The sequence below is a fragment of the Aureimonas frigidaquae genome, from assembly GCF_001463905.1.
GTDB lineage: Bacteria > Pseudomonadota > Alphaproteobacteria > Rhizobiales > Rhizobiaceae > Aureimonas > Aureimonas frigidaquae.
Window position 1 is genome coordinate 66,968 of record NZ_BBWR01000020.1, and the last position, 10,775, is coordinate 77,742.

Consider the following 10,775-nt stretch of genomic DNA (forward strand, 5'->3'; position numbering starts at 1 on the left):
TTCCCACCTCCGGTTCCAATGCGCTTCGCCCTCATCTGCCCCCCTTATGCCAGCCACAGAGCCGCCTTCGAGGCGCTCGCAGCGGCATTGATGGCGCGCGGCCACAGTGTCGCCTTTCTGGTCCATGGGGGCATGGCGGGGGAGCTGCGCCTGGATGGCGCGCAGCTTGCGGCCCTGCCCGGAACGCCCGATGGGCTGGCGCGCATCCGCGCCAACGCGGCCCTGGCCGGCAATCCGCTCTTCCTGTGGAACGTCCTCAAGGACGGCGCCTGCCAGACCCGCACCCTGGCGCAGGCCGGGCCGGAGCTCCTGCGTTCGGTGCGGGCCGACGCCATCGTAGCCGATCAGATGGAGCCGGCCGGCGGGCTGATTGCCCGGGCACTCTCTCTGCCCTTCGTGTCCCTGGCCTGCTCGCTGCCGATCGAGACGGAGGCGGCGGTGCCGCCGCCCTTCCTGAACTGGAGCTTCGACCCGTCCGAGCGTGGGTTGCGCCGCAATCGTGGCGGTAACCGGGTGGCCCACCTGCTCCTGACACCGCAGCGCCGCGCCATACGCGACGCCGCAGCGCGGCTGGGGCTGACCGGCTACGATACGCTGGAGGACTGCCTGTCCCCCGCCGGCACGGTGTCCCAGACGGTCGCCGCCTTCGACTTTCCGCGCCAGACGGGCGAGCGCATCCATGGTGTCGGGCCGATCCGCCGGGACCGGCATGTCGCGCTGTTCCGCCCGCGCGATGCGGGGCGGCCGCCACTCGTGTATGCCTCGCTCGGAACGATGCAGGGCCACCGGCTGGACATTTTCCGCAATGTCGCGACGGCCTGCCGGCGGCTCGGGCTGCGCTTGGCAGTTGCCCATTGCGGCGGGTTGAGCGAGCGGCAGGCGGCGAGCCTGGATGCCGCGCGCGTGTGTGATTTCGTCGACCAGCCGGCCATGCTGCGGCAGGCATCCATCTGCGTCACCCATGGCGGCATGAACACGGCGCTGGATGCGCTGGAAGCCGGCGTTCCCATGCTGGCACTCCCCCTGGCCTTCGACCAGCCGGGCGTGGCGGCGCGGATTCGCCATCATGGCGTCGGCCTGTCCCTTTCACCCTCCCGCGCTTCCCCGTCCCGGGCGTCGGCCTCTCGCATAGAGGCTGCCCTCGCCCGCATCCTGGCTGAGCCGGGCTTTGCGGCCAATGCCTGCGGCATCGGTCAGGCGCTCAAAGCCGGTGGCGGCGCCGCGCGCGCAGCGGAACTTGTCGAGGATCTGTGCAGCGGGCGCGCCGTTCCCATGGATCTTGCGGTTTGAAGGGGCCGGATTGCGTCATTGTCGGCGCTGGCCTGGCGGGCGGACTCCTGGCCTATCGGCTCGCGACACTGCGCCCCGAACTGTCCGTTCTGGTCCTCGAAGCGGGTGCGAGCGCTGGCGGAAATCACACCTGGTCGTTCCACCAGGGCGATCTCGACGACGCGGCCCTGGTTTGGATCGCGCCCTTCATCAGCGCGCGATGGCCCGATTACGAGGTGCGCTTTCCAAAGCGTGGGCGCACGATCAGGACAGGTTACGCCAGCATCGCCTCGACCGACTTCGCCGAGATCCTGGCCCGGCAACTGGGAACGGCCTTGAGGACGGGCCAGGCGGTGAAGAGCGTCGGGCCCCAGCGGGTGGAACTGGAGGGCGGCCGGGTGATCGAAGCCCCGGCCGTAATCGACGCGCGGGGGTTTCATCCGAGCCGGCACCTGGATATCCGGTTCCAGAAGTTTCTCGGCGTCGAGTTCGCCGTGCCGCATGGGCGGGCGCCGCTTCGGCCCATCGTCATGGATGCGCGGCGTCCGCAGAATGACGGCTACCGTTTCCTCTATACGCTGCCCTTCGCGCCGGACCGGATCCTGGTGGAGGATACCTATTACGCCGATGGCGACGCGCTCGATCCCGACGCGCTGGAAGAGGATATCCGCCGCTACGCGACCGAGGAAGGCTGGCAGCCCGGTGTGGTGCTCCGGCGCGAAGTCGGCATCCTGCCCATCGCGCTCGGGGGCGACCCCGTGAAGCATCTGCAAAGCGCCAGTGCGGCGGTGCCCATCGGGCTTCGGGCGGGGCTGTTTCATCCGACCACCGGCTACAGCCTGCCGGATGCCGTCCGCACGGCGGACCTGATCTGCGCGCAGCCGCGGCTGGAAACGGCGTCGCTGTCCGCGCTCCTGGCCGATCATGCGGCCCGCCTGTGGCGTGAGCGCGGCCTGTTCCGCCTTCTCAACCGCTTCATGTTCATCGGCGCGGACGGGGAGGGGCGCCGCGAGATGCTGCAGCACTTCCACCGGCTTCCGGACGATGTGATCGCCCGCTTCTATGCCGCGCGATTGACGCGCGTCGACATCCTGCGCATCTTTGCCGGCAAGCCGCCAATGCCGATCGGAAAGGCTCTCTCAATCATGCTTCAGTCCAGTCGCCTGCGCCGCGCGGGTGCCCACTCATGAGCGGCCGACGCACGGCCATCGTCATCGGCTCGGGCTTCGGCGGGCTGTCCGTCGCCATCCGGCTGCAGGCCGCCGGCGTGCAGACGACGCTTCTGGAACGGCGGGACGCGCCCGGCGGGCGCGCCTATGTCTACCGCGACCAAGGGTTCACCTTTGACGCCGGCCCGACCGTGATCACCGATCCGAGCGCGCTGGAGGAACTCTTCGCGGCCGGCGGCCGCAAGCTGTCGGACTATGTCGAGCTTCTGCCCGTCACGCCCTTCTACCGGCTGGTCTGGCCGGACGGCACGCAGTTCGACTATGTCAACGACCAGGCGGAGCTGGACCGCCAGATCGCCGCGCTGTCGCCGCAGGATGTGGAGGGCTACCGCCGCTTCCTCGCCTATTCCCGTGCCGTCTTTGCGGAAGGCTATCTGAAGCTCGGCGCGGTGCCCTTCCTGCATATCCGCGACATGATGCGCGCCGGCCCGCAGCTCGCCAAGCTGGAAGCCTGGCGCAGCGTCTATGCCAAGGTGGCGACCTATCTGAAGGATGAGCGGCTGCGGCAGGCCTTTTCCTTCCATTCCCTTCTGGTCGGGGGGAATCCCTTCGCCACATCCTCCATCTACGCCCTGATCCACGCGCTGGAGCGCGAATGGGGCGTCTGGTTCCCGAAGGGCGGCACCGGTGCGCTCGTCGATGGCATGGTGCGCCTGTTCCAGGATCTCGGCGGCACGCTGATCCTGTCGGCAGACGTCAAGGACATTGCGGTGCGCGACGGCAAGGCATCGGGCGTAAGGCTCGCCGACGGGCAGGCGCTGGATGCCGATATCGTGGTGTCGAACGCGGATGTGGTGCACACCTATGGCACGCTGCTCAGCGGCACGGCGCGCGGGCGCGCAGCGGCGGCCAAGCTGGAGCGCCGGCGGCACTCCATGTCGCTCTTCGTCATCTACTTCGGCCTCGATAGGCTGCACGACCAGCTGGCGCACCACACGGTCCTGTTCGGACCGCGCTACCGCGACCTGATCCAGGAGATCTTCAAGGGGCCGGAGCTGGCGCAGGATTTCTCGCTCTATCTGCACAGCCCCTGCATCACCGATCCGTCGCTCGCGCCGGCCGGCATGGGCAGCTACTACGTCCTGTCCCCGGTGCCGCATCTGGGCAACGGACAGATCGACTGGTCGACGGCCGGGCCGCTCTACCGGGACCGGATCCTGGACTATCTGGAAGCCAACCACATGCCGGGCCTGCGCAGCCAGATGAAGACCTGCCGCATCTTCACGCCGGACGATTTCAAGTCGGAACTCAACGCCCATGTCGGCAGCGCCTTCTCGCTGGAACCGATCCTGACGCAGTCGGCCTGGTTCCGCGTCCACAACCGGGACGACGAGATCGCCAATCTGTATTTCGTGGGTGCGGGCACCCATCCCGGCGCCGGCGTGCCGGGCGTGGTCGCCTCTGCCAAGGCGACGGCCGGCCTGATCCTGGCGGCGGCGTGAGCGGCGCACCGTCTGCCATCGAACAGGCGGCGCAGGATGCGCTGGTCCGTGGGTCGAGCAGCTTTTCGGCGGCTGCGCGGCTCCTGCCGCGCCAGACGCGCAGCAGCGTGACGCTCCTCTACGCCTGGTGCCGCTATTGTGACGATGTCGTGGATGGCCAGGTTTCCGGCTCGCGCGATCTGGCGCCCGAACCCGACGCCCTGGTGCGCCTCGACGGGCTGCGGCGCGATACGCTCGCGGCCCTGAACGGTGCACCGCCGAGCCCCGTCTTCGCCGCCCTCGCCACCGTGGCCGCCCGCCATGGGCTGGAGGCCGATCTGTTCCTGGAGCATCTCGAAGGCTATGCGATGGATGTGGACGGGCGCCGCTACGAGACGCTGCCCGATCTCCTCGTCTACTGCCACCGCGTGGCCGGCGTCGTCGGCCTGATGATGGCGCGCATCATGGGGGTAGAGGACAAGGCCACCCTGGCGCGGGCCGCCGATCTCGGCCTCGCCTTCCAGCTCACCAATATCGCACGGGATGTCGTCGACGACGCGCGGGCAGGTCGCATCTATGCGCCGCGCGCCTGGCTCGAAGAGGCCGGCCTCAGCGCCGGGTCCATCACCGATGCCGGGTCCGCCCCGGCCGTGGCCGAGTTGCGGCGGCGGCTCGTTCTGGCGGCCGAGCCTTATTATGATTCGGCACGCATCGGTGTGCAGGCCCTGCCGCGGCGCGCGGGCCTTGGTATCGGGGCGGCGCTGAACATCTACCGGCGGATCGGCACGAAGCTGGTGGAGGCCGGTCCCGCTGCGCAGGAAGTACGCATCTCCACCGGCAAGCGGGAAAAACTGGCCGAGCTCGGCCGCGCTGTCATCAGCGTGGCGCGGCCCCGTTCTCTGCCCGGCGCCGTGCCGCCTGCTCCGCCTTCACCGTACCGGCAGACTTCAGCTTTTCCGTGAGCCGGTCGACAGGCTCCGCATAGAGAAAGCCGAAGGAGACGCACCCCTCCCGGCCCTCGACGGCATGATGCAGCCGGTGGGCCTGGACGAGGCGCTTCACATAGCCCTTGTGCGGGATATGCCGGAACGGCCACCGCTGGTGGACGAGCCCGTCATGGACGATGAAGTAGAACAGGCCATACAGCGTCATGCCTGCGGCGATAGCGCCCGCCACCGGCCAGACCGTGCTGCCCAGGATGAACAGGCCGATCGCCAGGATGGAGAAGACGACGGCATAGAGATCGTTCTTCTCGAATGGGCCTTCATGCTCTTCGTGGTGGCTCTTGTGCCAGCCCCAGCCCCAGCCATGCATGATGTATTTGTGCGCCGCCCAGGCCACGACTTCCATAATGAAGAAGACCGTGATCGCAATGGCCACGAGGGCCGGCCAGCTCGTAAGATCCATAATGCTATCCAACTTTCCTGCCCGCCGGGCGGGGCCCGTCAGGCCTCCGCCTGCCGGATTCCGAAGCGGGCGAATTGGGGAATCGCCACAAAGACGCTGTCCACGGCGCTCGCCATGCGGCAATTGCTGCCGAACAGGGTTTCCAGAGTCGCGTGGGCGGCGTCGAGATGCAAGGACAATCGACGCTCGGCGGCCTCCGCGCCATCGCGCCGCATGACGGTGAGCTTGCCGACATCCTTGCCGACATCCTTGCCGGTGGACAGGGCGGTGCCCTTCTGGTCCAGAAGGTCGTCGAAGAGTTGGAACGCCTGGCCAAGATGGGCCGCGAACTCGGCGAGCTGCCGCCGGCGCGCCGCATCGGCCCGGGCGATGGCACCGCCCATCGCCACGCAGGCTGAAATCAGGGAGCCGGTCTTCAGCGCATTGACGGTGGCGGGGTCCTGCTCCGGCCCGCTGCGGCCGCTGCGCAGGTCCCGGAACTGGCCGGTCACCAGCCCCCCTGTGCCCACTGCGTCGGCCATGATGCGGGTCAGCTCGCTGCGCGTGTTCGCATCCGCGCCGCGCAGGCTCCCCAGCGTGGAGAAGGCGGCGCTCAGGAGCGCGATCGCCGCCAGTATGGCGGTATCCTCGCCATGCTTGCGGTGAACGGTCGGCACGCCGCGGCGCGTGGCGGCATCGTCCATGCAGGGCAGATCGTCCAGGATGAGCGAAGCGGCGTGGACCATCTCTGCCGCGCAGCCTGCATCGAGCGCCGGCCCGGCGGGCCCGCCGAGGTCCTCGCAGGTCACCACGGTCAACACCGGGCGCAGGCGCTTGCCGCCGGACAGGAGCGCGCCGCGGATGGCATCGGACAGGCCCGGATCGGACCCGCAGTATCGATCGGCAAGTTCGCCGAGCCGCTGGTCGACCCGGTGGCGAATTCGGCCAAGCTGGTCGGCATGGGGCGGTGTGCTCATGTCCGATCCCTCCCGGAATGCTGGGTCGCCGGTTGCGCCCGCTCTTTGTCCGTCTATTTAGTGCGGTGAATGTGAAGAAAAGTCACCTGGCAAGCTCGGACTGCAAGAAAGAGTGAGGATGGACGGAACGGACAGCACCGCCCCCAGCGGGCTCGGGCTCGGGCTCGGCATCGGCGATCGCAAGACCGAGCATCTGGACCTCGTCCTGAGCGGGGTGGGGGATGCGAGCGTGTCCAGTGGCCTGCATTCCGTGCGTTTCGAGCATGTTGCCCTGCCGGAGTTGGACATGGACGCGATCGATCTGTCGACGCGCTTCCTCGGCCGGCGCCTCGCCGCACCCATCCTCATCTCGTCCATGACGGGCGGCCCGGCCCGCGCGGGACGGATCAATGCCCGTCTTGCCGAAGCGGCGCAGCATCTTGGGCTGGCGCTCGGCGTCGGCTCGCAGCGCATCGCGTTGGAGGGCCGCGCTGATTCGGGCCTGTCGGCGACGCTGCGGCGGCTGGCGCCCGATGTGCCGCTCCTGGCCAATATCGGCGCCGTGCAACTCGTTGCCGGCTTCTCGATCGATGAAGCACGCCGCGCGGTCGACATGCTGGAGGCCGATGCGCTCATTCTGCATCTGAACCCGCTGCAGGAGGCGATCCAGCCGGGCGGCAATCGCGATTTTCGCGGCGTGCTCAGCGCCATCGAGGCGACGGCGCGCGCCCTGCCGGTTCCGATCGTCGCCAAGGAGGTCGGGGCCGGCCTGTCCGGCCCGGTGGCGGCGCGGCTGGCGGCGGCCGGCGTGTCGGTGATCGATGTGGCCGGGTCGGGCGGCACCTCCTTCGCCGCCATCGAGGCCAGCCGGCGGGGCGACGCAGCCGGACGCCAGGCGGCCGCGGCCTTTGCCGATTGGGGCATCCCGACAGCCCAGGCGGTGCGGGACGTGCGCCGCGCCTGCCCCGACATATGCCTGATCGGCTCGGGTGGCGTGCGCAATGGGCTGGATGTCGCGCGGGTGCTTCGCCTCGGCGCCGACCTGGCGGGGCAGGCGGCCGCCGGGCTGGCGGCAGCGGATCGCTCTACCGAGGATGTGGTGGCGCATTTCGCCTCCGTCATCGAGCAGTTGCGCATCGCCTGTTTCTGCACCGGCTCGGCCGATCTCGCCGCATTGCGCGGCGCGCGGCTCGTGGCGGCGGCATAAAGGGTCTTTCTTCCGTCGCGGTTCGGCACTACGAACCGTTTGAACAGCCGGGCTGCAACCGGCGAGTCTTGTCTGGCCCATGGGGGATGCGATGCGCAGAACGCTGACGACCTATCTTGCAGAGGGCCGGCCGGACGTCGCGGCGCTCGTGACCGAACTGTCGGTGGCCGCGCGCAGTCTGGCGAGCCTGATCGCACGGGGAAGCGTCGGCGCCGAGCCCGTCGGGGACGCAACCAACGGTGGCGGCGATGTGCAGAAGGCGCTGGACGTCGCGGCCGACCGGCTGTTCGTCGCGGCGGCGCGCAAGGCCCCCGTCGCCTTCTATGGCTCGGAAGAGCAGGACGAGGCGGTGCCCATGCGCGCCGATGCCGAGCTTGCCTTGGCCATCGACCCGCTGGACGGCTCCTCCAACATCGAGACGAACGTCTCCATCGGCACCATCTTTTCCGTCCTGCCGGTCGGGCCGGCGCAGCGCAGCGATCCGCAATCGGTGTTCCGCCAGAAGGGGCGCGAGCAGCTCGCCGCCGGCTTCTTCATCTATGGCCCGCAACTCCTGCTGGTCATTTCGCTGGGGCAGGGCACGCAGGTCTTCAGCCACGATCCGGACAGCGGCGATTTCCAGGAAATGATCGGCGCGCTCGCCATACCGTCCACGGCCAAGGAATTTTCGATCAACGCGTCCAACCAGCGCCATTGGGACATGCCCGTGCGGCGTTACATCGACGATTGCCTCCTGGGCGCCGACGGTCCGCGCGGGCGTGACTTCAACATGCGCTGGGTCGCCTCCGCCGTGGCGGATGCCTACCGCATCTTTCTGCGCGGCGGCGTCTATCTTTATCCGGGCGACACACGCAAAGGCTATGCGAAAGGCCGGATCCGCCTTGTCTACGAGGCGAACCCCATCGCCTTCCTGGCCGAACAGGCGGGCGGCGCGGGCACCGACGGGCGGCAGCCGCTGCTCGACATCACGCCGGAAGGCCTGCACCAGCGCACTCCGATCGTCTTCGGCTCGGCCGAAGAGGTCGTGGCGATCGCCCGCTATCTGAGCGATCCGGAAACCATCGGTTCCGCTTCGCCGGTCTTCGGCGAGCGGGGCAACATCGCCCTTTGACACCATCCTGCGGCGGCCACCGGGCCGACACCGTCAACGAGGAAGAAAAGATGACAGCAGAACCCACCCCCGCCGTTGCCTCTGGCGGCACCGACCACCACCCGCGCGACATGGCCAACGCCATCCGCGCGCTGGCGATGGATGCCGTTCAGAAGGCCAATTCGGGCCATCCCGGCATGCCGATGGGCATGGCCGACGTCGCGGCGGTGCTGTTCCAGGACTTCATCCGCGTCGATCCCAAGAAGCCTCATTGGGCCGATCGTGACCGCTTCGTCCTGTCGAACGGCCACGGCTCCATGCTGCTCTATGCGATCCACTATCTCCTCGGCTACGAGGACATGACGATCGAGGATCTGAAGCAGTTCCGGCAGGTCGGCGCGCGCACGGCGGGCCATCCGGAATACGGCCACGCACTCGGCATCGAGACGACGACCGGCCCGCTCGGGCAGGGCATCACCACGGCCGTCGGCTTCGCCCTGGCGGAACGGATGCTCAATGCCCGCTTCGGCGACGATCTCGTCGATCACCACACCTATGTGATCTGCGGCGATGGCTGCCTGATGGAGGGCATCAGCCATGAGGCCATCGATCTGGCCGGCCATCTCAACCTCAGCAAGCTGATCGTCCTCTTCGACGATAACGGCATCTCCATCGACGGCAAGACGAGCCTGTCCACCTCGACCGACCAGGTCGCGCGGTTCAAGGCTTCGGGCTGGGAGGCCTTCCATGTGGACGGCCATGACACGGACGCCATCCGCGCGGCGCTCAAGCGCGCCCACGAAAGCGACAAGCCGGTCATGATCGCCTGCAAGACGGTGATCGGCTTCGGCTCGCCCAAGCTGGCCGGTTCCGAAAAGAGCCATGGCGCGCCGCTGGGCGATGCCGAGATCGCGGCCACGCGCAAGTCGCTCCTGTGGGAGAGCGAGCCCTTCGTCATCCCCGAAGCGGTGCTCAAGGGCTGGCGCGCCGTCGCGCAGAAGAACGCGCAATATTGCGCGGAATGGGAACAGCGCCACGCCGCCCATGCGCGCCGTGCCGAGTTCGACAGCGTGGTGGCTTGCGAACTTCCGTCCGATTTTGCGCAGACCATGGCCGATTACCGCCAGAAGCTCTCGGACGAGCAGCCCAAGCTGGCCACGCGCAAATCCTCCGAGGCAACGCTGGAACTGGTCAACCAGGTCACGCCGCTCACCGTCGGCGGGTCGGCGGACCTGACCCATTCGGTCTTTACCCTCACGCCCGGCATGGGTTCGGTGCAGGCGGGCGATTACGGCGGCCGCTACATCCATTACGGCATCCGCGAGCATGGCATGGCGGCCGTCATGAACGGTCTGGCGCTGCATGGCGGCTTCATCCCCTATGGCGGCACCTTCCTGGTCTTCTCGGACTATATGCGCGGCGCGATGCGCCTGTCGGCCCTGATGGGGCTGCGGGTCATCTATGTTCTGACGCATGATTCGATCGGCCTGGGTGAAGACGGGCCCACGCACCAGCCCATCGAGCACCTCGCCATGCTGCGGGCGACGCCGAACATGAACGTGTTCCGCCCGGCCGACGCCATCGAGACGGCCGAAGCCTGGGAAATCGCCCTCACGACGACCGACCGGCCGAGCGTCCTGTCGCTGTCGCGCCAGAACCTGCCGACGGTGCGGGCCGGCGACGTGGCGCAGAACCGGTCACGCCGGGGCGCCTATGTCCTGCGCGAGGCCGAGGGCGAGCGCCAGGTCACGCTGATGGCGACGGGCTCGGAGATCGAGATCGCGCTCGCCGCGGCCGAGAAGCTGAAGGCCGACGGCATCGCCGTGGCCGTCGTCTCGGCGCCCTGCCTCGACCTCTTCGCCGAGCAGGATGCCGGCTACCGGGCAGAGGTCCTCGGCACGGCGCCGCGCGTCGCCGTCGAGGCGGCATCGCCCTTCGGCTGGGACCGCTGGATCGGCGATCATGGCCGCTTCATCGGCATGACGGGCTTCGGCGCGTCCGGCCCGGCGCCCAAGCTGTACGAGAAGTTCGGCATCACGGCCGATGCCGTCGCACAGGCTGCGCGCGACATCATCTGAAGCTGCCGCCTTTCGGCATCCCGGCCGCGCAGCGCGCGGCCGGGATGCACCCCGATCACATCCCCGAGAACGGACTTCGATGCGGCGTGACGCGGCGTTGCGGATCGTGTAATGCGGCGCGTCCTGAACGGAGATTCCC

Annotated in this window: 9 protein-coding genes; 7 read left to right on the forward strand and 2 right to left on the reverse strand. The window is 68.5% G+C overall.

What is annotated here, in order from left to right; all coding sequences use genetic code 11:
* Positions 1 to 18: 18 nt before the first annotated feature.
* The 4 genes from AUL30_RS18995 to AUL30_RS19010 are packed head-to-tail and all read left to right on the forward strand — an operon-like array spanning position 19 to position 4,881.
* On the forward strand, positions 19 to 1,290 hold the full coding sequence (locus AUL30_RS18995) for a nucleotide disphospho-sugar-binding domain-containing protein (protein WP_062229477.1): 1,272 nt from the start codon (positions 19 to 21) through the stop codon (positions 1,288 to 1,290).
* Entirely contained in the window at positions 1,287 to 2,459 is a 1,173-nt protein-coding gene (gene crtY / locus AUL30_RS19000) for a lycopene beta-cyclase CrtY (RefSeq protein WP_062229478.1), read from the forward strand. Before AUL30_RS18995 ends, crtY begins: the two co-directional genes overlap by 4 nt.
* Complete coding sequence (locus AUL30_RS19005; protein ID WP_062229479.1) at positions 2,456 to 3,940, forward strand: phytoene desaturase; 1,485 nt, start codon at positions 2,456 to 2,458, stop codon at positions 3,938 to 3,940. Before crtY ends, AUL30_RS19005 begins: the two co-directional genes overlap by 4 nt.
* On the forward strand, positions 3,937 to 4,881 hold the full coding sequence (locus AUL30_RS19010) for a phytoene/squalene synthase family protein (protein ID WP_083508083.1): 945 nt from the start codon (positions 3,937 to 3,939) through the stop codon (positions 4,879 to 4,881). The genes AUL30_RS19005 and AUL30_RS19010 overlap by 4 nt, the downstream gene beginning before the upstream one ends.
* Here AUL30_RS19010 and AUL30_RS19015 read toward each other — a convergent pair.
* Both AUL30_RS19015 and AUL30_RS19020 read right to left on the reverse strand, forming a co-directional pair.
* Positions 4,796 to 5,326: a sterol desaturase family protein gene (locus AUL30_RS19015; RefSeq protein WP_062229480.1), complete on the reverse strand. Its 531-nt coding sequence runs from the start codon at positions 5,324 to 5,326 to the stop codon at positions 4,796 to 4,798. The two genes, AUL30_RS19010 and AUL30_RS19015, sit on opposite strands and share 86 nt — an antisense overlap.
* Positions 5,327 to 5,364: 38 nt before the next feature.
* Positions 5,365 to 6,282, reverse strand: coding sequence for a polyprenyl synthetase family protein (locus AUL30_RS19020; RefSeq protein WP_062229481.1), 918 nt, complete (start codon positions 6,280 to 6,282; stop codon positions 5,365 to 5,367).
* 118 nt (positions 6,283 to 6,400) lie between these two features.
* On the opposite strand from AUL30_RS19020, the gene fni reads away from it, so the two are divergent.
* The 3 genes from fni (at position 6,401) to tkt (ending at position 10,636) form a co-directional block, all read left to right on the forward strand.
* Positions 6,401 to 7,468, forward strand: coding sequence for a type 2 isopentenyl-diphosphate Delta-isomerase (fni, locus tag AUL30_RS19025; protein WP_062229482.1), 1,068 nt, complete (start codon positions 6,401 to 6,403; stop codon positions 7,466 to 7,468).
* Positions 7,469 to 7,559: 91 nt separating this feature from the next.
* A complete protein-coding gene (locus AUL30_RS19030; protein ID WP_244490905.1) occupies positions 7,560 to 8,579 on the forward strand; it encodes a class 1 fructose-bisphosphatase in 1,020 nt (339 codons plus the stop codon).
* Positions 8,580 to 8,629: 50 nt separating this feature from the next.
* Positions 8,630 to 10,636, forward strand: coding sequence for a transketolase (tkt, locus tag AUL30_RS19035; protein ID WP_062229493.1), 2,007 nt, complete (start codon positions 8,630 to 8,632; stop codon positions 10,634 to 10,636).
* Positions 10,637 to 10,775 lie beyond the last annotated feature (139 nt).

Coding starts and splice junctions, on each gene's coding strand:
- AUL30_RS19005 (WP_062229479.1), top strand. CDS start 2,456: ATGAGCGGCCGACGCACGGCCATCGTCATCGGCTCGGGCTTCGGCGGG.
- AUL30_RS19030 (WP_244490905.1), top strand. CDS start 7,560: ATGCGCAGAACGCTGACGACCTATCTTGCAGAGGGCCGGCCGGACGTC.
- AUL30_RS18995 (WP_062229477.1), top strand. CDS start 19: ATGCGCTTCGCCCTCATCTGCCCCCCTTATGCCAGCCACAGAGCCGCC.
- fni (WP_062229482.1), top strand. CDS start 6,401: ATGGACGGAACGGACAGCACCGCCCCCAGCGGGCTCGGGCTCGGGCTC.
- AUL30_RS19020 (WP_062229481.1), bottom strand. CDS start 6,282: ATGAGCACACCGCCCCATGCCGACCAGCTTGGCCGAATTCGCCACCGG.
- tkt (WP_062229493.1), top strand. CDS start 8,630: ATGACAGCAGAACCCACCCCCGCCGTTGCCTCTGGCGGCACCGACCAC.
- AUL30_RS19015 (WP_062229480.1), bottom strand. CDS start 5,326: ATGGATCTTACGAGCTGGCCGGCCCTCGTGGCCATTGCGATCACGGTC.